The sequence below is a fragment of the Streptomyces eurocidicus genome (assembly GCF_002891295.1).
GTDB classification, from domain to species: Bacteria; Actinomycetota; Actinomycetes; order Streptomycetales; family Streptomycetaceae; genus Streptomyces; species Streptomyces eurocidicus.
Genome location: NZ_LGUI01000004.1, coordinates 674,247 through 696,456, shown reverse-complemented (window position 1 = coordinate 696,456; position 22,210 = coordinate 674,247). Strand labels below are relative to the sequence as shown.

Here is a 22,210-nt window from a genome sequence, read left to right as displayed (position 1 = left end):
CATGAGCCCCGTCCTTTCCGGAGTTCTCCAGCTCACCGCGCTCGTCGCGGCGCTGGCCCTGGTGTACCGCCCGCTCGGCGACTACATGGCCCGCGTCTACAGCTCCGAGAAACACCTGCGCGTCGAGAAGTGGATATACCGCTCCATCGGCGCCGACCCGAACGCCGAAATGCGCTGGCCCGCCTATCTGCGCGGCATCCTCGCCTTCTCGGTGGCCGGCGTTCTCTTCCTCTACCTGCTCCAGCGGATCCAGGGCGTGCTGCCGGACTCGCTGTCGCTGGGCTTCACCGCGATCAGCCCGGACCAGGCGTTCAACACGGCCGCCTCGTTCGTCGCCAACACCAACTGGCAGTCGTACTCGGGCGAGCAGGCCATGGGCCACGCCGTCCAGACGCTCGGCCTCGCCGTGCAGAACTTCGTCTCGGCCGCCGTCGGCATGGCCGTGGCCGTCGCGCTCGTCCGGGGCTTCGCCCGCTCCCGCACCGGCGAGCTCGGCAACTTCTGGGCCGACCTGGTGCGCGGCACCGTCCGTGTGCTGCTCCCGATCTCCGTGATCGGCGCGCTGGTGCTCGTCGCCTGCGGCGCGATCCAGAACTTCGCCGGCATCCACGAGATCGGGCAGCTCACCGGCGGCACCCAGCAGGTGAACGGCGGCGCCGTCGCCTCGCAGGAGGTCATCAAGGAGCTGGGCACCAACGGTGGCGGTTACTTCAACGCCAACTCCGCCCACCCCTTCGAGAACCCGGACGCCTTCACCAACCTGTTCGAGATCTTCCTGATCCTGGTCATCCCCTTCGCGCTGACCCGGACCTTCGGCAAGCTGGTCGGCAACGTCAAGCAGGGCTACGCGATCCTCGCGACCATGGGCCTGATCTGGCTCGGCTTCACGGCCCTGATGATGTGGACGGAGTTCGCGCACCACGGCCCCGCGCTCCAGGCGGCGGGCGGCGCGATGGAGGGCAAGGAGCAGCGCTTCGGCGTCGGCGGCACCGCGATCTTCGCGACCACCACCACCCTGACCTCGACCGGCGCGGTGGACGGCTTCCACTCCTCGCTCACCGGCCTCGGCGGCGGCATCACGCTGCTCGGCATGATGCTCGGCGAGATCGCGCCCGGCGGCGTCGGCTCCGGTCTGTACGGCATGCTCGTGATGGCCGTGATCGCGGTCTTTATCGCGGGCCTGATGGTCGGCCGGACCCCCGAGTACCTCGGGAAGAAGATCGGCACCCGCGAGATCAAGCTCGCCGCCTGCTACATCCTGGTCACCCCGACCCTGGTGCTCGGCTTCACGGCCCTGTCCATGGCGCTGGCGACCCCGCCGGACTCCATCCTCAACACGGCGGAGAACTCGGTCAACGGCAGCGGCGCCCATGGCTTCTCCGAGGTCCTCTACGCCTTCACCTCCGGTGCCAACAACAACGGCTCCGCGTTCGGCGGCCTCAACGCCAACACCCAGTGGTACAACACCACGATCGGCCTCGCCATGCTGCTCGGCCGGTTCGTCCCGATGGTGTTCGTGCTGGCGCTGGCGGGCTCGCTCGCCGAGCAGAAGCCCGTGCCCGAGACCGCGGGCACCCTGCGCACGGAGAAGCCGCTCTTCGCCGGCCTGCTCGTCGGCGCGATCCTCATCATCACCGGCTTGACCTACTTCCCGGCCCTGGCCCTTGGCCCGATGGCGGAGGGACTCTCATGAGCACGACCACCCCTGTCCGTACCGCCCAGGAGGGGCCGGAGGCGACGCCTCCGCAGGGCCCCGAGGAGCACGGGCGCGTCTCCGGTGGCCTCTTCGACCCCGCGCAGCTGCTGAAGTCGCTGCCGGACGCGTTCCGCAAGCTCGACCCCCGGGTGATGGTCAAGTCCCCGGTGATGTTCGTGGTCCTGGTGGGCTCGGTGGTGACCACCGGGCTGGCGCTCAAGGACCCGGGCGCCTGGTTCGGCTGGGCGATCACGGTGTGGCTGTGGCTGACGGTGCTGTTCGCCAACCTCGCCGAGGCCGTCGCCGAGGGCCGCGGCAAGGCCCAGGCCGACACCCTGCGCAAGGCCAAGACCGACACGGTCGCGCGCCGGCTGAACGGCTCGGCCGAGGAGTCGGTGCCCGGCACCGAGCTGCGCGTGGGCGACCTCGTCGTCTGCGAGGCCGGCGACATCATCCCCGGTGACGGCGATGTCGTCGAGGGCGTCGCGTCCGTCGACGAGTCGGCGATCACGGGTGAGTCGGCCCCGGTCATCCGGGAGTCCGGCGGCGACCGCTCGGCGGTCACCGGTGGCACCAAGGTCCTCTCCGACCGCGTCGTCATCAAGATCACCACCAAGCCCGGTGAGACCTTCATCGACCGGATGATCAACCTGGTCGAGGGCGCGGCCCGGCAGAAGACGCCGAACGAGATCGCGCTCAACATCCTGCTCGCCTCGCTGACCATCGTCTTCCTGCTGGCCGTCGTCACCCTCCAGCCCTTCGCGATCTACGCGGGCGCCGAGCAGACGATGATCGTGCTGGCGGCCCTGCTGGTCTGCCTCATCCCGACCACCATCGGCGCGCTGCTCTCCGCGATCGGCATCGCGGGCATGGACCGGCTCGTCCAGCGCAACGTCCTGGCGATGTCCGGGCGCGCGGTGGAGGCCGCGGGCGACGTCTCGACGCTGCTGCTCGACAAGACCGGCACCATCACCTACGGCAACCGCCAGGCTTCGGAGTTCGTACCCGTCAAGGGCACCACGGACGCCGAGGTCGCGGACGCCGCCCAGCTCTCCTCGCTCGCCGACGAGACGCCCGAGGGCCGCTCGATCGTCGTCCTCGCCACGGGCAGGTACGGCCTGGACGAGCGCCACCGGAGCGAGCTGGCCGGCGCCGAGTGGGTGCCGTTCACGGCGCAGACCCGGATGTCCGGCGTCGACGTGGCGGGCCGCAAGGTCCGCAAGGGCGCGACCGGTTCGGTCATCGCCTGGGTCAAGGAGCAGGGCGGCACGGTCGCCGAGGACGCCACCCGGCTGACCGACGACATCTCGCAGGCCGGCGGCACCCCGCTGCTGGTCGCCGTGGAGGACGACAAGGGCGCCCGCGTCCTGGGCGTCATCCACCTCAAGGACGTCGTCAAGGAGGGCATGCGCGAGCGCTTCGAGGAGCTGCGCGCCATGGGCATCAAGACCGTCATGATCACGGGTGACAACCCGCTGACGGCCAGGGCCATCGCGGAGGAGGCGGGCGTCGACGACTTCCTGGCCGAGGCCACGCCCGAGGACAAGATGGCGCTCATCAAGCGTGAGCAGGCGGGCGGCAAGCTCGTCGCCATGACGGGTGACGGCACCAACGACGCGCCCGCGCTGGCCCAGGCGGACGTCGGTGTGGCCATGAACACCGGTACCTCGGCCGCCAAGGAGGCCGGGAACATGGTGGACCTGGACTCCAACCCGACCAAGCTCATCGAGATCGTCGAGATCGGCAAGCAGCTCCTGATCACCCGGGGCGCGCTCACCACCTTCTCGATCGCCAACGACGTCGCGAAGTACTTCGCGATCATCCCGGCGATGTTCGCGGTGGCCTACCCGGGCCTGGACAAGCTCAACATCATGAACCTGACGTCGCCGGAGTCGGCGATCCTGTCGGCGGTCATCTTCAACGCCCTGATCATCGTGGCCCTGGTCCCGCTCGCCCTCAAGGGCGTCCGCTACCGCCCGATGAGCGCCGACAGCATGCTCCGGCGCAACCTCTTGATCTACGGACTGGGCGGCCTGATCTCCCCGTTCATCGGCATCAAGATCATCGACCTGCTCATCTCCCTCATCCCTGGCATCGGGTGACCTCTCCATGAACACTTCCGTAAGCGGTACGGCCCGCCTGGTGGCGGCGGGCCTGCGGGCCCTGCTGGTCCTCACGGTGGTCTGCGGCGTGATCTACCCGCTGGTCGTCACGGGCATCGCCCAGGTCGCCTTCCACGGCAAGGCCAACGGCTCCGAGCTGAAGGTGAACGGCAAGTCCGTGGGCTCCGAGCGCCTCGGCCAGAGCTACAACCTCGACGCCAAGGACAAGGACGGCAACCCGCTGCCCGACCCGAAGTACTTCCAGCCCCGCCCGTCGGCGGCCGGCGCCAACACGGAGAACACGAAGTACTCCCTGCTGGTCTCGGGCCCGTCCAACCTCGCCGCCGACAGCAAGGTCCTGCTGGCCAACGTCGAGCAGCGCCGCGCCGACGTCGCCGCCTTCAACGGCGTCCGCCCGTCGTCGGTCCCGGTCGACGCCCTCACGGCCTCCGCCTCCGGCGTCGACCCCGACATCTCCCCGGCCTACGCCCGCCTCCAGGCCGACCGCGTCGCCAAGGCGAACCACCTGCCGTCGGCGAAGGTCCGCGAGCTGGTCGACCGGCATGTGGACGGCCGCGCCCTCGGCTTCATGGGCGAGGAGCGGGTGAACGTCCTCAAACTGAACATCGCGCTCCGGGAGCTGGCCAACGGCTGAGACGGCCGGAGTCCGCAGCGCGGCGTCGTGAAGTCGCCCGCGCGGGAACCGTGATGAGGACACGAGGGCCGGGGCACATCGCCCCGGCCCTCGGCGCGGTTGCGGGATTCGAACGGCTGAACAAGGCACTCTGTTGAGGTGGTCACTCTTCCTCAGCAGCCTCAAGTCGCGCCGAGCGTCCCGCACATGGTCGTGTGCGGTGACGACGGGCTCGCGCACCGGCTCGCCGCCGAGCTCTCCGGGGTGTACGGCGAGTGCGTCACCCTCGTCCTGCCGTCCGCGCGGGACGGGCGGCCGCGGCGTGCCGGGGCGGCGGCCGGGCGGGCCGCGGCGCTCCTCGGGCGGATGACCGGGGCCGTCGGCCGGGTGTCCGGGGCCAACGGCGGGCCCCCGGTGGCCGGCAGGAACGGCGCGGCCCATGGCCCGGTGCGGATCGTCGAGGCCGCCGGGCCCGACGACGAGGCGCTCGCCGAGGCCGGCGTCGCCGACGCCACGGCCCTCGCGCTCGTCTACGACGACGACGAGACCAACATCCACGCCGCCCTCCGGGCCCGCCGCCTCAACCCCCGGCTGCGGCTCGTCATCCGCCTCTACAACCGCCGGCTCGGCCAGTACCTGGAGGAACTCCTCGACCAGGCGTCCCTGGGAGGCGGCGGCGAGGCGACCACGACCGTCCTCTCGGACGCCGACACCGCGGCCCCGGCCCTGGTGGCCACCGCGGTCTCCGGGCACAACAAGGTCGTCGAGGCCGGCGGCCTGGTGTTCCGGGCCGTGGAGCGGCCGCCGGGCGCGCCCGGCGGGAGCCCCGGCGCCGGCACCCTCGCCCTGCTGTCCGCGCCGGGCGCCGACGCGGACGGCCCCGACATGCTCCCGGACGAGGCCGCCGTCGCCGCAGCCACCGGCCGCACCCGGGTCGTCCTGGAGGCCACCCACTACTCCGGGCCCCCGCCCGCCCGGCTCACCGCCCGCAGCCTGCCGCTGGGCTCCTTCTTCTCCCGGCGGCTGCGCTGGTCGATGGTCTGGCTGGCCGCCGCCGTCGGCGGACTGGCCGTCGCCTCCTGGCTCGTCACCGGCGAGCACCCGATGCGCGCCGCCTATCTGTCACTCCTCGACCTCTTCGCCATCAACGACCCCGCCATAGGGGAGGGCCTGGGCCGCCAGATCCTCCAACTGCTCTCCGGGCTGACCGGACTGCTGCTGCTCCCGCTGCTGGTGGCCGCCGCCCTGGAGGGGCTCGGCACCTTCCGCTCCGCCTCGGCGCTGCGCCGCCCGCCGCGCGGCCTGTCCGGCCACGTGGTCCTGCTCGGCCTCGGCAAGATCGGGGCCCGGGTGCTGGCCCGGCTGCGCGAACTGGACATCCCGGTGGTCTGCGTGGAGCGCGACCCGCAGGCCCGTGGGGTGGCGCTGGCCCGCTCGCTGCGGGTGCCCACCGTCATCGGCGACGTCACCGAGGAGGGCGTCCTGGAGGCCGCCAAGATCGGGCAGTGCCGCACCCTGATGGCGCTCACCAGCAGCGACGTCACCAACCTGGAGGCCGTGCTGTACGCCCGCGGGGTCCGGCCCGACGTCCGGGTGGTGATGCGGCTGTACGAGGACGGGTTCGCGAAGGCGGTCTACCGCACCCTGCGCGACTCCCACCCGCAGGGCCTGACCCGCAGCCGCAGCGTCAGCTACATGGTGGCGCCGGCCTTCGCCGCGGCCATGGTGGGCCGTCAGGTCCTGGGCGCCGTTCCGGTGGAGCGGAAGGTCATCCTGATCGCCGAGCTGATGGCCGGCGCGCACGCCGGGCTCGCGGGCCGCCGGGCCGCGGACGCCTTCGCGCCGGGGGCCTGGCGGGCGGTCGCCCTCGTCGAGGACCGCCCCGAGCCGGCCGGTCCCGGCGGCCGGCTCCCGGTGCTGCTCCGGGACCTGCCGTCCTCCTACGTCCTGCGCCCCGAGGACCGGCTGATCGTCACCGCGACCCGGCAGGGCCTCGCGGACCTGCTGGGGCGGCGGCCCGCGCCGCGCACCCGCTCGGACGTGGGCTGAGGAGACGGGACGACGGCGCCCCCGCCCGGCAGTGGAGCTGCGTCGACGGCGTCGGCACCCGGCTCTGGCGCTTCGACGTCATGAACGACATCACGCCCGTCATCAACAAGAACAGCGGCAAGTTCCTGGAGATCGACAACTCCGGCCTCAAGCCCGGCGCCCGTGCCCGGCAGTGGACGGAGGCCGTGACGGCCCCGGGCCGGCAGTGGCGCGCCCCGGAGGTACCGGGCAGCCGCCCGGCCCGCTAAGCGCTCCGCCGGCACTCCGGCGAGTCATCCGCGGGTGCGTCGTGGCCGGCCGCGCGGTTCCCCGCGTCCCTTCGGGGCGCTGCCGAACCGCACCGGACTTCGCCAATCCGGCTTAGCCGGCGACGTGCCTCGGTCCCGCCGGCCGGAAGGTCGGCGGGACCGGTCGGCGTCACCAGACGTCCCCGGGCCGCCAGTCGCACACCAGCTCCCCGTCCAGGTCGAGCTCCGCCGTCAGCGGCAGGACGTACAGAAAGCCGTCCTCCTCCTCCGTGCGCACGATCCCGCCGGGGGAGAGCACCGAGGACGGACCCCGCCACAGCCGCCAGCCGCGCCCGGTGTACAGCGGCGCGGCGGCCTCCGCCGCGCCGAGCGCCCCCAGCTCGTACGCCCCGTGCCGCAGCACCCGCTCCAGCTCCGCCATCACGGCCGAGCCCACGCCCCGGCGGCGCCGGTCCGCGCGGGCCGCCACGGCCTCCACGTAACCGGTGCGCAGCGCCCGCCCGCCGTGCAGCAGCCGCCGCTGCACCACCGAGCCGTGGCCGACCAGCTCGTCGCCGTCGTGCGCCAGGGCGTGCACGCCGCCCACCGAGTGGTCCCAGTCGTCGTCGGAGAAATTGCCCTCGAACGCCGTGTCCAGCAGGTTCCGGATCGCCGTGAGCTCGCCTTCGCCGAGCTCCGAGGTGTGCGCCGTGCGTACGTGAATCATGGTCGTCATGCTGCCAGAGAGCCCGTCCCGCCCCCGCAGGGCCGTCCGCGGGGGAGTATGAACGCCCAGGCGGGCCAGGACACGGGCGCGTGGCGTCAGAACCGCGTCAATACCCGGGGCCTCCCCACCTCCCGCCCCAAATGTCCAGAACATTGGCCGTATGGTCAACAGAGCGCGACGATGTCGTACCTCGGGACGGAGAACCGGCCCGAACACCGTCACGATTCGTGAAAGACAATGGGGCCATGGGACGCGGCAAGCTTCGGATCTATCTCGGTGCGGCACCGGGCGTCGGCAAGACCTACGCCATGCTCTCCGAGGCCCACCGCCGCATGGAGCGCGGCACCGACCTCGCCGTGGGCTTCGTGGAGCACCACAACCGGCCCCGCACCGAGGTCATGCTGCACGGCCTGGAGGAGGTGCCCCGCCGGGAGCTCGCCTACCGGGGGACCGTCTTCACCGAGATGGACGTCGACGCCCTCCTGGCCCGCCGCCCCGCCGTCGCCCTCGTGGACGAGCTCGCGCACACCAACGTGCCCGGCTCCCGCAACACCAAGCGCTGGCAGGACGTCGAGGAGCTCCTCCAGGCCGGCATCGACGTGGTTTCGACCGTCAACATCCAGCACCTCGAGTCGCTGGGCGACGTCGTCGAGTCGATAACCGGCGTCCGGCAGCGCGAGACCGTGCCCGACGAGGTCGTCCGCCGGGCCGACCAGATCGAGCTCGTCGACATGTCGCCGCAGGCGCTGCGCCGCCGGATGGCGCACGGCAACATCTACAAGCCGGACAAGGTCGACGCGGCCCTCTCCAACTACTTCCGCCCCGGCAACCTCACCGCCCTGCGCGAGCTGGCCCTGCTGTGGACCGCCGACCGCGTCGACGAGTACCTGCGGCAGTACCGCACCGAGCACAGCGTCTCCACCATCTGGCAGGCCCGCGAGCGCATCGTCGTCGGCCTCACCGGCGGCCCCGAGGGCCGCACCCTGATCCGCCGCGCCTCCCGGATGGCGGCCAAGGGCTCCGGCAGCGAGATCCTCGCCGTCTACATCGCCCGCAGCGACGGGCTGACGTCGGCCTCGCCGAAGGAGCTGGCCGTCCAGCGCACCCTGGTCGAGGACCTCGGCGGCACCTTCCACCACGTGATCGGGGACGACGTGCCCGCTTCGCTGCTGGAGTTCGCCCGCGGCGTCAACGCCACCCAGATCGTGCTCGGCTCCAGCCGCCGCAAGACCTGGCAGTACGTCTTCGGCCCCGGCGTGGGCCAGACCGTCGCCCGTGACTCCGGACCCGACCTCGACGTCCACATCGTCACCCACGAGGAGGTGGCCAAGGGCCGCGGCCTGCCCGTGGCGCGCGGTGCCCGGCTGGGCCGCCCCCGGATCGTGGCCGGCTGGATCGTCGGCGTCGTCGCGCCCGCGCTGCTGTCGCTCGGGCTGACGGCCCTGGAGAACGGCCCCGGCCTCGCCAACGACGTCCTGCTCTTCCTCTTCCTGACCGTCGCCGCCGCCCTCCTCGGCGGGCTGCTGCCCGCCCTGGCCTCCGCGGCCTTCGGCTCGCTGCTGCTCAACTACTACTTCACCCCGCCCACGCACAGCATCACCGTCCAGGACCCGAAGAACTTCGTCGCCATCGTGATCTTCTTCGCGGTCGCGGTGTCGGTCGCCTCCGTCGTGGACGTCGCCGCCCGGCGCACCCACCAGGCGGCCCGGCTGCGCGCCGAGTCCGAGATCCTCTCCTTCCTCGCGGGCAGCGTCCTGCGCGGCGACACCAGCCTGGACGCCCTGCTGGAGCGGGTCCGCGAGACCTTCGCCATGGAGTCCGTCGCCCTGCTGGAGCGGGTCAGCGAGGTCGACCCCTGGACCTGCGCGGGCAGCGTCGTGACCAGCACGGGCAAGCCCCTGCTGCGGCCCGAGGACGCCGACGTCGACATGCCCGTCGGGCACAACATGGCCCTCGCCCTCTCCGGCCGGGTGCTGCCCGCCGAGGACCGCCGGGTGCTGGCCGCCTTCGCCGCCCAGGCCGCCGTCTTCCTGGACCGCCAGCGGCTGGTCGGCGAGGCCGAGCAGGCCCGCCAGCTCGCCGAGGGCAACCGGATCCGGACCGCCCTGCTCGCCGCCGTCAGCCACGACCTGCGCACCCCGCTCGCCGCGATCAAGGCCGCGGTGACCTCGCTGCGCTCCGACGACGTCGCCTGGTCCGAGGAGGACGAGACCGAGCTGCTGGCCGGCATCGAGGAGGGCGCCGACCGCCTCGACCACCTCGTCGGCAACCTCCTGGACATGTCCCGGCTGCAGACCGGCACGGTCACCCCGCTGATCCGCGAGATCGACCTCGACGAGGTGGTGCCGATGGCCCTCGGCGGCGTCCCCGAGGGCAGCGTCTGCCTCGACATCCCCGAGTCGCTGCCGATGGTCGCCGTCGACCCCGGGCTGCTGGAGCGCAGCGTCGCCAACATCGTCGAGAACGCCGTCAAGTACAACCCCGACGGCCGGCCCGTCCTCGTCGCCGCCAGCGCCCTCGGCGAGCGGGTGGAGGTACGCGTCGCCGACCGCGGGCCCGGCGTCCCCGACAGCGCCAAGGACCGCATCTTCGAGCCGTTCCAGCGCTACGGCGACGCCCCGCGCGGCGCCGGGGTGGGCCTCGGCCTCGCCGTCGCCCGCGGCTTCGCCGAGGCCATGGGCGGCACGCTCGCCGCCGAGGACACCCCCGGCGGCGGGATGACCATGGTGCTCACCCTGCGGGTCGCCGCGGGCCGCCCGCCCGTGCGCCCGGACCTGCCCGCCCAGGCCACCTCATGACCCCGGCGCCCCGCCGTACGGACAGACCCACAGAACCGGACACCGGGCCCAGCGGATGGGCCCGGACGAACAGCAGAGGTGGTTACCGATGAACCGGGTGCTCGTGGTGGATGACGAGCCGCAGATCGTCCGCGCTCTCGTGATCAACCTCAAGGCGCGGAAGTACGAGGTCGACGCGGCGCCCGACGGCGCCACCGCCCTCCAGCTCGCCGCCGCCCGCCACCCCGACGTGGTCATCCTCGACCTCGGCCTGCCCGACATGGACGGCGTAGAGGTGATCAAGGGTCTGCGCGGCTGGACCCGGGTGCCGATCCTGGTCCTCTCCGCCCGCCAGACCTCCGACGAGAAGGTCGAGGCGCTCGACGCCGGCGCCGACGACTACGTGACCAAGCCCTTCGGCATGGACGAGCTGCTCGCCCGGCTCCGCGCGGCCGTGCGGCGCGCCGAGCCCACGGGGGCGGCCGCGGCCGGGGACGACGCGATCGTCGAGACCGAGGTCTTCACGGTCGACCTCGCGGCCAAGAAGGTCAACCGCGAGGGGCGGGACGTCCGCCTGACGCCGACCGAGTGGCACCTGCTGGAGGTCCTGGTCCGCAATACGGGCCGTCTCGTCAGCCAGAAGCAGCTGCTCCAGGAGGTCTGGGGGCCGTCGTACGGCACGGAGACGAACTATCTGCGGGTGTACATGGCGCAACTGCGGCGGAAGCTGGAGCAGGACCCCTCGCACCCGAAGCACTTCATCACCGAGCCGGGGATGGGGTACCGGTTCGAGGTGTGAGGGGTGGTGCGGGTGCGGCCGGGGGTTCGGGGGTTGCCCCCGAGGGCTGCGGCATTACGGAGCCGGGGATGGGGTACCGCTTCGAGGTGTGAGGGGTGGTGCGGGTGCGGCCCGGGGTTCGGGGGTCGCCCCCGAGGGCTGCGGCATTACGGAGCCGGGGACGGGATACCGCTTCGAGGTGTGAGCGGGCTTCCTCCGGGTACGGGGCCGGGCCCCGTACCCCCTTGTCGCCCGGGAGCCCGTCGCCCGGCGCCGGAAGGACCGGCCCGCCGCCCCCGGCGGACCCCCGGCGCGCCCGTTCGCACTGGACAACCGGCCCTCCGGGCGTACGCCCGCCCGGGGGGCCACCGGTACGCTGGACGCATGAGCGCCGTACCCCGTCCCGAGAAGCCGACCGGCCGTTTCCGCCGGATGCTCGACCGGCTGTCCACCTCGCAGGAGGACCTCCACTCCGCCGAGCTGCAGCAGGACGCCGAGGCCGTGGGCTGCACGAAGATACGCGACTGCGACGACCGCCAGATAGTGAAGGTCACCGGTACGCTCCGGACGGTCACCCTCCGCCCGCGCGCCGGAGTGCCCGCCCTGGAGGCCGAGCTGTTCGACGGCTCGGCCGCGCTCGACGTGGTGTGGCTGGGGCGCCGCTCCATCGTCGGGATAGAACCCGGCCGTAAGCTGATCGCCTCCGGCCGGATCTCCATGAGCCGCGGCCGCAGAGTGCTGTTCAATCCCAAGTACGAACTCCGACCGCTCGGACAGGAGTAGCGGGTGACGTCTCTCGACAAGCCGACCGACCAGCGAGGGCAGGGCGCCGGCGGTGACGCCGAGGCCAGATCGGCCACGGAGGCCGCCCTGTTCGAGGCGTTCGGCGGAGTGCGGGGCATGGTCGAGACGACCGTCCCGGGCCTCGTCTTCGTCGCGATCTACACAGTGAAGCGCGACATCCACATCGCGGCCATCGCCGCGCTCGGCCTCTCCGTAGCGCTCGGCATCGCCCGGCTGGTCGGCAAGGACACCCTCAAGCACGCCTTCAGCGGCGTCTTCGGGGTGGCCTTCGGCGCCGTCTTCGCGATGATGTCCGGCGACGCCAAGAACTTCTACCTGCCGGGCATGCTCTACAGCCTCGGGCTGGCCGTGGCGTACATCGTCACCTCGCTCTTCGGCTATCCGCTGCTCGGCCTGATCCTCGGCCCGGTGTTCAAGGAGAACCTCTCCTGGCGCACCCGCAACCCCGGCCGCAAGGCCGCGTACACCAAGGCCAGCTGGGCCTGGGGGCTGATCCTGCTCGCCAAGTCGGCGATCCTCTTCCCGCTCTACTGGTGGGGCGACGCCACCCAGCTGGGCTGGGTCAAGGTGGCCCTCGGCATTCCGCCGATGCTGCTCTCGGTCTATCTGACCTGGATCTTCCTGGCCAAGGCGCCGCCGCCCATCGACGTCTTCGCGGAGATGGAGGCGGCGGAGGCCGCCGAGCGCGAGAAGGCGGCCGCGGACAAGGCCGCCGACAAGGCCGCGGACGTCGCGAAGGTCGCCGAGCCGCTGCTCGCGGAGTGGGCCGACCGGGCCGTGGACGAGGCCGGCGCGACGGCCGACCGCGCGGCGCCGCCGCGCCACTGAGCCCGCGCCGCACACGACACCGGGAGGCCCCGGGAACCTTGAAGGTTCCCGGGGCCTCCCGGCGTCCGGCGTCCGGGCCCTCAGTCGGAGGTGCCCTCACGGCGGACGGACAGCAGGTCCTCCAGCTGCTCCTCGCGCGCGGGGGCGGCGACGAAGAGGAGCTCGTCGCCGGCCTCCAGCGCGTCCTCCTTGCTGGGGGTCAGCACCCGGTTGCCACGGATGATCGTGACCAGCGAGGTGTCGTCCGGCCAGTCCACGTCGCCGACCCGGGTGCCCGCCAGCGCGGACTCCGGCGGCAGCGTCAGCTCCACCAGGTTGGCGTCACCCTGGCTGAAGCGCATCAGGCGCACCAGGTCGCCGACGCTCACGGCCTCCTCGACCAGCGCCGACATCAGACGCGGCGTGGACACGGCCACGTCCACGCCCCAGGACTCGTTGAAGAGCCACTCGTTCTTCGGGTTGTTCACCCGGGCCACGACCCGGGGCACCCCGTACTCCGTCTTGGCGAGCAGCGACACCACCAGGTTGACCTTGTCGTCACCGGTGGCGGCGATCACGACGTTGCAGCGCTGGAGCGCCGCCTCGTCCAGCGAGGTGATCTCGCACGCGTCGGCCAGCAGCCACTCCGCGAGCGGCACCCGCTCCACCGAGATGGCCGTCGGGGCCTTGTCGATGAGCAGGACCTCGTGCCCGTTCTCCAGCAGCTCGCCCGCGATGGAACGGCCCACCGCACCGGCGCCCGCAATAGCGACCCTCATCGGTGTCCCTCCTCGGGCCCCTGCGCGAACGCGGCCTCGACCTTCTCGACCTCGTCGGTGCGCATCATCACGTGCACCAGGTCGCCCTCCTGCAGCACCGTCGTGGACGACGGCAGCATCGCCTCGCCCAGCCGGGTGAGGAACGCCACCCGCACGCCGGTCTCGTCCTGGAGCCGGCTGACCTTGTGGCCGACCCACGCCTCCGAGGCGGGCACCTCCGCGAGCTGCACACCGCCGCTCGGGTCGCGCCACAGCGGCTCCGCGCCGGACGGCAGCAGCCGCCGCAGCATCTGGTCGGCGGTCCAGCGGACGGTGGCCACCGTCGGGATGCCGAGCCGCTGGTAGACCTCGGCGCGCCGGGGGTCGTAGATACGGGCCGCGACGTTCTCGACGCCGAACATCTCCCGGGCCACCCGGGCCGCGATGATGTTGGAGTTGTCGCCGCTGCTGACCGCCGCGAAGGCGCCGGCCTCCTCGATGCCCGCCTCGCGCAGGGTGTCCTGGTCGAAGCCGACGCCGGTCACCCGGCGGCCGCCGAAGCCGGAGCCCAGGCGACGGAAGGCCGTCGGGTCCTGGTCGATCACGGCGACCGTGTGCCCCTGCTGCTCAAGGGTCTGCGCGAGGGCCGAGCCCACTCGCCCGCAGCCCATGATCACAATGTGCATGTCGATTACCCCGTGCTCCGGACGACCGCGCTGACCTGCACCAACAACCTGCTCACATCTTCCCTTGTTGTTCTCGGGTTCCCCTCACGGGCCCGCGAGAGCTTTCCGCTCGCGTAACGACGCGATGCGCCTGCCACGGGGTGAACCGCTTCGGCGCATGGGACCACCGTATCCGCTGCGCCGCGCCGCGCTGAGACCCCCGTCCGCCGATTGGCCCCCGCGCGCCCGTAGGCCGGGTCCCCGGGCCCGGCCCGCCGCGCCCCCGGAACCGCGCCCATGGTGGTGCGGGCACACCCGGAGGCCCCCGCGAGGCCCTCCGGCCGGGCTCCGGACCGCCGGGGTGGTGGTGGGAGCACCTGAGGAGGCCGTACGCGGGTGCGCTGCGCACCTGTGCGCGAGGGGGCGCCCGCACGCACCGTTGAAGAGCCACCCAGCAGCGCGTCCGCGAAGCCGAGATGGGGGAATTCCGATGAGTGGTGTTGCTCTCTCCACACGGGCCGGTCAGCGGGTACGGCCCGTACCGGCCCACCCCGGGACACGGGACGTCGTGCTCGCCGAGCTGTGCGCCGCGCTCTTCGCCTCGCTGCCCCGCAGCGATCAGCGCCGCCGCGGCGAGGCGTACGTACGGGGCTTACTGGGCGCGCGGGGGCGCAAGTCCATCCGCAATATCGCGGCGCTGACCGGCGGCCAGGCGGCCGAGCAGAGCCTGCACCACTTCATCGCCAGTTCCACCTGGGAGTGGGCGCCCGTGCGCCGCGCCCTCGCGCACTATCTGGCCCGGGTCTCGCCGCCGCAGGCATGGGTCGTCCGCCCCATGGTCATCCCGAAGGCCGGCGACAACTCCGTCGGCGTGGACCGCCGCTTCTGCCCGGCCGTCGGGCAGGTGCTCAACGCCCAGCAGGCGGTGGGCGTGTGGGCCGCCTCCGTCGAGCGCAGCTCGCCCGTCAACTGGCGGCTGCACCTGTCGGACGCCTGGCTGGCCGACGGGGCGCGCCGCGACCAGGCGTCGATCCCGGACTCGGTGCGGCCGGAGACGCTGGGGGAGTGCACGGTCGAGGCGTACCTCGGGATGATGCGGGACTGGGGGCTGCCGCCGCGCCCGCTGGTGCTGGACGCCCGGGAGGCGGACGCGCCGGCCGTCTTCCAGCGGCTGCGCGCCACCGGGGTGCCGGTGCTGGCCCGGGTCGGCAGCTCGCTGCGGATGGTGGTCGCGGACCCGGCCGTGCCCGGCCGGAGCCCCGAGGCCCTGCCCGCGCACCAGATCATGGGGGCGGCCCGCGACATGCGCCGCCCGGTCATGTGGCGCGACCACGGACCGGCGCGGACGGTGCGGACCGCGCTGACCGCCGCCGTACGGGTGGGGCTGCCCACCCGCGCCGCCCCCGGGCACCCCGTGCGCCGCCGGGACCTGCTCCTGCTGGGCGTGGGCGAGAACGGCCGCCAGTGGCCCGCCGAGCTGTGGGTGACGGACATGGTGAACGTGCCGCCGGCGGCGCTCGTCCGGCTGGGCAAGCTCATCGACCGGGTCGACCGGGACTTCACCGAGATCGCCGACGAGGTCGGCGTCCGGGACTTCGCGGGCCGCTCGTTCAGCGGCTGGCACCGGCACGTCACGCTGGCCTCGGCGGCGCACGCGGTCGCCGCCCTGACCGGGCGGTACGAGGCCGGGCACCGGTTGGAGCGGGTGTCCTGAGACGTGCCGGGGGAGGGGCGGCGACACCTCCCGTCCGGCGGGCGGCGCGGGGCCGCCGGGCTCAGCCCTCCCGGTCCCCGGCCGGGTCCGCGCCCTCCTCGGCCATGGGCCGGTCCGGGCGGCGCAGGCTGTGCCGCACCCGGAAGACCCGCAGCGCCAGCTGGACCTCCAGCGCCCGGTCGGGCTGCTGCCACTCCGGGCCCAGCAGCTCACTGATCCGTTCCAGCCGACGGGCCACCGTATTGGGGTGCACATGAAGCTTCTTGGCCGCGTTCGTCGGGCTGCCGCCCGCGTCGAAATAGGTCTCCAGAGTGCGGGTCAGATCGGTGAACCGCTGCTGGTCGTAGTCGATGACCGGGCCGATGGCCGAGTCGACGAACCCCTCGACGTCGTGGTTGTCCGAAAGCAGCACCCCGAGGAAGCCCAGCTCCCGCACCGACGCCGAGCGGCCGGTGACCCCGAGCGAGGTCATGGCGTCCAGGCAGCGCAGCGCCTCCTGGAAGCCGTGGTGGACGGAGACCGGACCCGTCATCGGGCCCGCGGAGCCGACCGTCACCGGGTGGCCGAGCAGCGGCGACAGCTCCGCGGAGACCGCGCGGGCCGCGCCGCCCGCGTCGGTCCCGGGCAGCAGCAGCACCGCGCAGCCGTTGTGCATGCTCTTGAGCCCGCTCAGCCGGTGGGCGTACGAGGCCGCCCAGATCGCCATCTTGCCCCGGGCGTCGCCCTCGGGCCGGGCCACCACCAGCACGTGCGGCTTGCTCAGGTCGATGCCGAGCCGGCGGGCGTGCTGCTCCAGCTGGTGGGGCGGGCGCTGCGGGCTGGCCAGCAGGTCGCCCAGGAAGTCGTCGCGCACCTGTCCCTCGGCGATCGCCGTGCGCCGGCTCTCGACCAGCAGCTGGACGGCGACGACCTGGGCGACGAGGCGCAGCAGCCGCTCGTCCTGCACCTCGTCCGGGCGGTCGGGGCGCAGCAGCAGGGTGCCGAGGTTCCCGGTGCCGGCGGAGATCGGCACCGCCCACAGGCCGCCCTGGAGGGCGACGGGTTCACGGGCGGCGTGGGCGTCCATGGTGGCCAGCACCAGCGCGGACTCGGCGGCGTCCGCGGCCCCGTCCGGGAATCCCGGGCGGGCGGCGGAGCCGGTCATGTCGCCCGCCGTGGTGAGGATGGTGCCGTTGGCCGCGCAGACCTGCACGGCGGCGCCCAGCTCGGTGCCGGCCGCGCGGGCCAGGGTGTCGAGGTCGCAGTCGCCGAGGACCAGCTGCATCAGCCGGTGCTGGATGTCGCCGAGCTCCTGCGCGCCGCGCAGCCCGGCCTCGACCTGGCTCGTGTACCGCTCCAGCTCGCTCACCAGGGCCGTGCTGCGGTCCAGCAGCTCGGCCTTCTCGATGGCCACGCCGGCGAGGTCGCCCAGGGAGCTCAGCAGGGCTATCTCGTCGGTGGTGAAGTGGCGCACCTTCCGCTCCGCCACGTAGAGGGTGCCGAACGGCCGGGCCCCTCTGCTGAGCGGCACCGCGAGGATGGCGTGCAGCCCCTCGGCCTTGACGACGTGGTCGACGTCGCCGCTGTGGTGGATCCGCTCGTCCGCGAGGTAGTCGGGGCTCCAGAACGGCGACGGCTTGGTCATGACGACATGGCCGAGCCCCGTGCCGCTCGGCAGCCGCAGCCCGATGTTGAGCGCGGTGGTGTGCCCGTCGGAGGCGCGGACGCTGAAATGGCGCTGGTCGTCCTCGTACATGCCGATGTACGCCATGTCCACGGCGAGCAGCAGCCGGGCGCGCCGGAGGATCACCTGGAGCAGGGTGTCGACGTCGTGCGGGGTCGCGAGGTCGCGCGCGGTGTCGACGAGGGCGGAGAGGCCGGCCTCCCGCTGATGCCGGCGTTCCGTCAAAGTCCTTATGGCGAGGCCGAGTCGCTTCGCGCGCTCCAGTTTCGCCAGCTCGTCCGGGGCGGCGCCGGTACGTCGTCCGGCCTCGGTCAGCGCTTCGTATTCATGTGCCGGGGCCTCGCCGGCCAAAAGCTCCAGCATGGCGAATATTCCGTCCTCGGCCCTGCCATGTGACACGATGCCCCCCGGGTCCAGCGCGCTGCCGCACGGATGAGCCACGGCACGGTATGCCGGGAAGCTATGCACCCCGGCAGTGGTGCGTCAACCACGACCGATCAAGCTATGCGAGGCACCAGTGGGCCGCAAGCCAGGTGGCGCCGGACCGATGGTGTCCGGACCACCGCCGTCTGCCGTTGGTGTGTTACTGGATCACCTTCCTGTAAACGCCCCTTATAGGTGAAGGTTGATGAACACCCGGGGTTCAGCCGGGAGTTGTCGCCGATTCTGGGGGGATCAGGATGCTGGAGACGCGGGACTACAGACTCTCGCTCGAGCGCGGCCGTGCGGCACTGACAAGGAAGGACCGGCCGTCGGTTTTCTCGATGTGCGGACGCGAGTGGGAGCTATTACCGGAGGTGTTTGCTCCGATTTACACGCCGGCCACGAGGATTGCCCTGGAGTTCCTGGGGCTCGACGAATGGGTGGGAGTTCCCCGGTCGGGTTCGATGCTGGAGATGGGCTGCGGCACCGGAATCATCGCGGTGACGAGCGCGCTGGCCGGCTGTGACCGGGTGGTCGCCGCCGACATCCACCCCGCCGCCGCGCTGAACGCCTCGGTGAACGCGGCCCGGCACGGTGTGCTCGACCGCGTCCGCGGTGTGCACAGCGACCTGTTCGACGGAATCGACGAGAACGAACGCTTCGACACCATTTTCTGGCACTCCAATTTCGTGCTGGCCCCGGCGGACTACCGCCCGCGCAGCCTGCACGAGATCGCCTATGTGGATCCCGGCTATGCCGCGCACCGCCGCTTCCTCGCCGAGGCGACCGACCGGCTGACCCCCGGCGGCTCGGTGTTGCTGCACTTCAGCACCCGGGGCGACGTCGCGGCCCTGCTCCGTATCGCCGGCGAGGCCGGCCGCCGGCTGCGGGTGCTCAAGAGCGCCGTGCGCCGCGAGGGCACGCAGCGGGTCGAACACCTGCTGATAGAGGTGACACCGGCGGAAGTGCCGGTCCGCCGGGCGGCGGCCGTCCGATAAGGGGGAAGCTCGTGCGCACCTTGCTCGTGGACAATTACGACTCGTTCACCTACAACCTCTTCCACTATCTCGCCGAGGTCAACGGGCGGGAACCCGAAGTCGTCGCCAATGACGACCCGGCCTGGCGTACGGCGCATCTCACCGCATTCGACAACGTCGTCCTCTCGCCCGGGCCGGGAAATCCGGAACGGGCCGCGGACTTCGGAATCTGCCGGGAAATCGTCGAGACCGGCGGACTGCCCACCCTCGGCGTCTGCCTCGGCCACCAAGGCATCGCAAGCGTGTTCGGCGGTGAAGTGGGGCGGGCCCCCGAGCCCTGCCACGGGCGCGTCTCGCCCGTCCTGCACGATGGGAGCGAGCTGTTCCGGGGACTGCCGTCCCCCTTTCGGGTCGTCCGCTACCACTCCCTCGCCGTCCGTGCGCTGCCCTCCGCGCTGGAGGCGACGGCTTGGACGGCCGACGGCGTCGTCATGGGCCTGCGCCACCGGGAACTCCCGCTGTGGGGAGTGCAGTTCCATCCGGAATCCGTCAACAGTGCCTATGGGCACCAGCTCCTGCGCAACTTCCGGGCACTGACCGAGAAACACGGCCGGAGCGGCGTCCGCCGCCTCGTACCACCGGCCGCCACCCCGGCCGCTGTGGTCCCACCACCACCGGCCGTCACCCCGGCCCCCGCGGCGCCCCGCCGGCTGCGGGTCCTCGCCGCCGCCCTGCCCACCCGGTGGGACGACGAGGCCGCCTTCGACCACCTCTTCCGCCGGGGCCCGTACGGCTACTGGCTCGACAGCAGCCGCCGCGACGAGCGCCAGGGCCGGTTCTCGATCATGGGCGACGCCTCCGGACCGCTCTCCCGCGTCGCCTCCGCCGACGTCGAGAGCAGCACCGTCACGGTCCGCTCCCGGCACACCACCGAGGTCGTGACCGGCGAGTTCCTCGACTGGCTCGACCGCGACCTGCGGGCCGCCCGCACCACCGTCCCCGACCTGCCCTTCGACTTCGCCCTGGGCTGGGTGGGCTACCTCGGCTACGGCCTCAAGGCCGAGTGCGGCGGCGACCGCGCCCACCCCGCCGAGGAGCCCGACGCCACCATGGTCTTCGCCGACCGGGCGCTCGTCTTCGACCACGCCACCGCCACCACCCATCTGCTCGCCCTCGCCGAGGACGGCGACGAACGCGCCGCCCGCTCCTGGATGGACGCGACCGCCCGCCGGCTCACCGCCCTCGCCGGCGCCCCGGCCCGCCCGACCGAGCCCCCCGCACCCCTGGGCGCCCTGCGCCTGCGCCACGACCGCGCCGCCTACCTGGGCCTGATCGACGAGTGCCTGCGGGAGATCGCCGCAGGCGAGACCTACGAGGTCTGCCTCACCAACATGGCCGAGGTGCCCGGCACCATCGACCCCTGGAGCGGCTACCGCCTCCTGCGCCGCACCAGCCCCGCGCCCTTCGGAGCCCTGCTCAGCTTCGGCGCCCTGTCGGTGCTCAGCACCTCGCCCGAGCGCTTCCTCCGCGTCGACCGCGAGGGCCTCGCCGAATCCCGCCCCATCAAGGGCACCCGCCCCCGGGGCACCACCCCCGAGGAGGACGCGGCCCTCGCCGACGACCTCCGCACCAGTGAGAAGGACCGCGCCGAGAACCTGATGATCGTCGACCTCGTCCGCAACGACCTCGGCCGCTGCGCCCGGGTCGGCACGGTCGAAGCGAAGGAGATCTTCCAGGTCGAGAGCTACGCCAAGGCCCACCAGCTGGTCAGCACCGTCCGCGCCCGGCTGCGCCCGGACCGCAGTACCGTCGAGTGCGTCCGCGCCGCCTTCCCGCCCGGCTCCATGACCGGCGCGCCCAAGATCCGCACCATGCGGGTCATCGACCGGCTGGAGGCCGGCCCGCGCGGCGTCTACTCCGGCGCCATCGGCTATTTCTCCCTCACCGGGGCCGCCGACCTCAGCGTGGTCATCCGCACCGCGGTGATCACCCCCGGGCGGGTCCGCTACGGCGTCGGCGGTGCGATCATCGCCCTCTCCGACCCCGGGGAGGAGTACGAGGAGACGGCCGTGAAAGCCGCCCCCATGACCGCCCTGACCGGCACGGACTTCCCCGAGCGGCGGCGCGGCTCCGTACGGGTCTGAGCCCGCCCCCGGGCGACGGCCGCGTACGGGGCCGGCACCCCGTACGCGCCCCGGCCCAAGGCCGTACGCCGGTACGGCCCCGCACCGGCGCGGCGGGCGCCCCGCCGGTACGGACGGTCCGGCACCGGGTCACCCCCGGGGACGGCGCAGCCGGTCGTCGACCGCGCCGCGCAGCGCCCGCCAGGAGGAGACGAGCCGGTCCACGCCGTCCGTCTCCAGCTTCTTCGCGACCTCCTCCAGCGACACCCCGCGCCGCTCCAGCCCCGTCACCACGGCGCGCGCCGCCTCCGCCTCGCCGGACAGCGTGTCGCCCTGGAGCCGGCACCCCCGGGCCACCGCCTCCAGGGTGGCCTCCGACATCACGCTGACCGTGCCCCAGGCGACCAGCCCCGCCACGTACGGCACGGCCGGCGCCGGGTCCTCGGGGGTGTCGACCTCCCACATCAGCCGCTGCGGATGCGCGTGCGCGGCCGCCAGGATCCGCCAGCGCTCACTGCCGAGGCGCTCCTCGTACAGCCGGTACACCAGCCGGGCGACGGCCGGCGAGGCCGTGCCGGGCTCCGCCGTCCCAGCGCCGGACGCGCGCAGCCGCGCGTCGATCTCGGCGTCGAGGCGGGCCACGGGCAGCGAGGCCAGCGAGGAGATCGCCGCCAGGTCGCGGCCCGCGGCCAGGGCCCGCTCCAGCCCGTCGAAGTAGGCGTCGACGACCCGCTCGTAGCGGCGCACCGAGAAGATCTCCGTGACGTGCACCCCGATGCCCCGCGCCAGACAGTCCCCGACCGCCACGATGCCCTCGTCCGTCGCCGGTATCTTGACCAGCGCGTTCGGCCGGCACGCCGCCCGGTTCAGGGCCACGGCGGCCACCGCCGTGGCCCGCGCGTCGTGCGCCAGCCGGGGGTCCAGGTCCATCGACACATGCCCGTCGCGGCCTTGCGTGGACACGAAGACCGGCAGCAACTCGTCGCAGGCGGACCGCAGATCGTAGGCGCACAGCGCCTGCACGGACGTGTCCAGCGGCACCGAGCGGCACGCCAGGTGGGAAAGCTGCTGCCGGTAGGCGGTGCCCCGCGCCACATCGGCGGCCAGCGCCCGCGGGTGCGACGTCGCCCCCCGCACCCCGGCCTCCCGTACGAGGGCCGCGAGCCGTCCCGGGGCGAGCAGTGACCGGCACAGCCCGCCGAGCCAGGGTGAGACGCCTTCCGCGAGAAGTTCGCGCAGTACCTCACCGTCCGAAATCACCGAGCGCTCTCCCATGAGGCGTTGCC

At 72.9% G+C, this 22,210-nt stretch carries 17 protein-coding genes; 12 read left to right on the top strand and 5 right to left on the bottom strand.

The window, feature by feature from the left end; genetic code table 11:
* Position 1: 1 nt before the first annotated feature.
* The 5 genes from kdpA to AF335_RS34095 all read left to right on the top strand — a co-directional run bounded on the left by kdpA (position 2) and on the right by AF335_RS34095 (position 6,729).
* Positions 2-1,693, top strand: a complete 1,692-nt coding sequence (kdpA, locus tag AF335_RS16605; protein ID WP_102919149.1) for a potassium-transporting ATPase subunit KdpA — start codon at positions 2-4, stop codon at positions 1,691-1,693.
* Complete coding sequence (gene kdpB, locus AF335_RS16600) at positions 1,690-3,798, top strand: potassium-transporting ATPase subunit KdpB (protein WP_102919148.1); 2,109 nt, start codon at positions 1,690-1,692, stop codon at positions 3,796-3,798. The genes kdpA and kdpB overlap by 4 nt, the downstream gene beginning before the upstream one ends.
* A 7-nt stretch (positions 3,799-3,805) precedes the next feature.
* Positions 3,806-4,453, top strand: coding sequence for a K(+)-transporting ATPase subunit C (kdpC, locus tag AF335_RS16595; RefSeq protein WP_102919147.1), 648 nt, complete (start codon positions 3,806-3,808; stop codon positions 4,451-4,453).
* A 186-nt stretch (positions 4,454-4,639) separates the two neighbouring features.
* Positions 4,640-6,481: an NAD-binding protein gene (locus AF335_RS16590; RefSeq protein WP_102919146.1), complete on the top strand. Its 1,842-nt coding sequence runs from the start codon at positions 4,640-4,642 to the stop codon at positions 6,479-6,481.
* 80 nt (positions 6,482-6,561) lie between these two features.
* The gene (locus tag AF335_RS34095; RefSeq protein ID WP_146045540.1) at positions 6,562-6,729 is read left to right on the top strand and encodes an RICIN domain-containing protein; all 168 of its coding nucleotides are present in this window, start codon (positions 6,562-6,564) and stop codon (positions 6,727-6,729) included.
* Positions 6,730-6,898: 169 nt separating this feature from the next.
* On the opposite strand, the gene AF335_RS16585 is transcribed toward AF335_RS34095, so the two are convergent.
* On the bottom strand, positions 6,899-7,444 hold the full coding sequence (locus tag AF335_RS16585) for a GNAT family N-acetyltransferase (RefSeq protein WP_376697869.1): 546 nt from the start codon (positions 7,442-7,444) through the stop codon (positions 6,899-6,901).
* Positions 7,445-7,680: 236 nt separating this feature from the next.
* Here AF335_RS16585 and AF335_RS16580 point away from each other — a divergent pair, with 236 nt between their 5' ends.
* From AF335_RS16580 to AF335_RS16565, 4 genes are all read left to right on the top strand, one after another.
* Positions 7,681-10,233: a sensor histidine kinase gene (locus AF335_RS16580; protein ID WP_102919145.1), complete on the top strand. Its 2,553-nt coding sequence runs from the start codon at positions 7,681-7,683 to the stop codon at positions 10,231-10,233.
* Positions 10,234-10,321: 88 nt separating this feature from the next.
* Positions 10,322-11,011 (top strand): response regulator, encoded by a 690-nt coding sequence (locus AF335_RS16575; protein ID WP_095579330.1) that lies wholly within the window; start codon positions 10,322-10,324, stop codon positions 11,009-11,011.
* A 363-nt stretch (positions 11,012-11,374) separates the two neighbouring features.
* Positions 11,375-11,773: an OB-fold nucleic acid binding domain-containing protein gene (locus AF335_RS16570; protein WP_095579329.1), complete on the top strand. Its 399-nt coding sequence runs from the start codon at positions 11,375-11,377 to the stop codon at positions 11,771-11,773.
* Positions 11,774-11,776: 3 nt separating this feature from the next.
* Positions 11,777-12,622 (top strand): DUF3159 domain-containing protein, encoded by an 846-nt coding sequence (locus tag AF335_RS16565; RefSeq protein ID WP_102919144.1) that lies wholly within the window; start codon positions 11,777-11,779, stop codon positions 12,620-12,622.
* Between the two features lie 80 nt (positions 12,623-12,702).
* Here AF335_RS16565 and AF335_RS16560 read toward each other — a convergent pair whose 3' ends face one another.
* Together AF335_RS16560 and AF335_RS16555 are read right to left on the bottom strand one after the other, a co-directional pair.
* The gene (locus AF335_RS16560) at positions 12,703-13,380 is read right to left on the bottom strand and encodes a potassium channel family protein (protein WP_102919143.1); all 678 of its coding nucleotides are present in this window, start codon (positions 13,378-13,380) and stop codon (positions 12,703-12,705) included.
* Positions 13,377-14,045 carry a potassium channel family protein gene (locus tag AF335_RS16555; protein ID WP_102919142.1) on the bottom strand — a complete coding sequence of 223 codons (669 nt, stop codon included), beginning with the start codon at positions 14,043-14,045 and terminating at the stop codon, positions 13,377-13,379. The genes AF335_RS16560 and AF335_RS16555 overlap by 4 nt, the downstream gene beginning before the upstream one ends.
* Before the next feature lie 469 nt (positions 14,046-14,514).
* Here AF335_RS16555 and AF335_RS16550 point away from each other — a divergent pair, with 469 nt between their 5' ends.
* Positions 14,515-15,738 carry an IS701 family transposase gene (locus AF335_RS16550; protein ID WP_228773514.1) on the top strand — a complete coding sequence of 408 codons (1,224 nt, stop codon included), beginning with the start codon at positions 14,515-14,517 and terminating at the stop codon, positions 15,736-15,738.
* A gap of 61 nt (positions 15,739-15,799) precedes the next feature.
* Here AF335_RS16550 and AF335_RS16545 read toward each other — a convergent pair whose 3' ends face one another.
* Positions 15,800-17,764 carry a helix-turn-helix domain-containing protein gene (locus AF335_RS16545; protein ID WP_102919141.1) on the bottom strand — a complete coding sequence of 655 codons (1,965 nt, stop codon included), beginning with the start codon at positions 17,762-17,764 and terminating at the stop codon, positions 15,800-15,802.
* A gap of 434 nt (positions 17,765-18,198) precedes the next feature.
* Here AF335_RS16545 and AF335_RS16540 point away from each other — a divergent pair, with 434 nt between their 5' ends.
* Together AF335_RS16540 and pabB are read left to right on the top strand one after the other, a co-directional pair.
* Positions 18,199-18,822, top strand: a complete 624-nt coding sequence (locus AF335_RS16540; RefSeq protein WP_244927053.1) for a methyltransferase domain-containing protein — start codon at positions 18,199-18,201, stop codon at positions 18,820-18,822.
* A gap of 11 nt (positions 18,823-18,833) precedes the next feature.
* Positions 18,834-20,945, top strand: a complete 2,112-nt coding sequence (pabB, locus tag AF335_RS16535; protein ID WP_102919139.1) for an aminodeoxychorismate synthase component I — start codon at positions 18,834-18,836, stop codon at positions 20,943-20,945.
* 129 nt (positions 20,946-21,074) lie between these two features.
* Here the strand turns inward: pabB and AF335_RS16530 are convergent, their stop codons facing one another.
* The gene (locus tag AF335_RS16530; protein WP_170127717.1) at positions 21,075-22,184 is read right to left on the bottom strand and encodes a transaldolase family protein; all 1,110 of its coding nucleotides are present in this window, start codon (positions 22,182-22,184) and stop codon (positions 21,075-21,077) included.
* Positions 22,185-22,210: the final 26 nt, after the last annotated feature.

What these genes read in the sequence shown, in the direction of transcription:
- kdpA (WP_102919149.1), top strand. Translation starts at nt 2, where the DNA reads ATGAGCCCCGTCCTTTCCGGAGTTCTCCAGCTCACCGCGCTCGTCGCG.
- kdpB (WP_102919148.1), top strand. Translation starts at nt 1,690, where the DNA reads ATGAGCACGACCACCCCTGTCCGTACCGCCCAGGAGGGGCCGGAGGCG.
- kdpC (WP_102919147.1), top strand. Translation starts at nt 3,806, where the DNA reads ATGAACACTTCCGTAAGCGGTACGGCCCGCCTGGTGGCGGCGGGCCTG.
- AF335_RS16590 (WP_102919146.1), top strand. Translation starts at nt 4,640, where the DNA reads ATGGTCGTGTGCGGTGACGACGGGCTCGCGCACCGGCTCGCCGCCGAG.
- AF335_RS34095 (WP_146045540.1), top strand. Translation starts at nt 6,562, where the DNA reads ATGAACGACATCACGCCCGTCATCAACAAGAACAGCGGCAAGTTCCTG.
- AF335_RS16585 (WP_376697869.1), bottom strand. Translation starts at nt 7,444, where the DNA reads ATGACGACCATGATTCACGTACGCACGGCGCACACCTCGGAGCTCGGC.
- AF335_RS16580 (WP_102919145.1), top strand. Translation starts at nt 7,681, where the DNA reads ATGGGACGCGGCAAGCTTCGGATCTATCTCGGTGCGGCACCGGGCGTC.
- AF335_RS16575 (WP_095579330.1), top strand. Translation starts at nt 10,322, where the DNA reads ATGAACCGGGTGCTCGTGGTGGATGACGAGCCGCAGATCGTCCGCGCT.
- AF335_RS16570 (WP_095579329.1), top strand. Translation starts at nt 11,375, where the DNA reads ATGAGCGCCGTACCCCGTCCCGAGAAGCCGACCGGCCGTTTCCGCCGG.
- AF335_RS16560 (WP_102919143.1), bottom strand. Translation starts at nt 13,380, where the DNA reads ATGAGGGTCGCTATTGCGGGCGCCGGTGCGGTGGGCCGTTCCATCGCG.
- AF335_RS16555 (WP_102919142.1), bottom strand. Translation starts at nt 14,045, where the DNA reads ATGCACATTGTGATCATGGGCTGCGGGCGAGTGGGCTCGGCCCTCGCG.
- AF335_RS16550 (WP_228773514.1), top strand. Translation starts at nt 14,515, where the DNA reads ATGAGTGGTGTTGCTCTCTCCACACGGGCCGGTCAGCGGGTACGGCCC.
- AF335_RS16545 (WP_102919141.1), bottom strand. Translation starts at nt 17,764, where the DNA reads ATGCTGGAGCTTTTGGCCGGCGAGGCCCCGGCACATGAATACGAAGCG.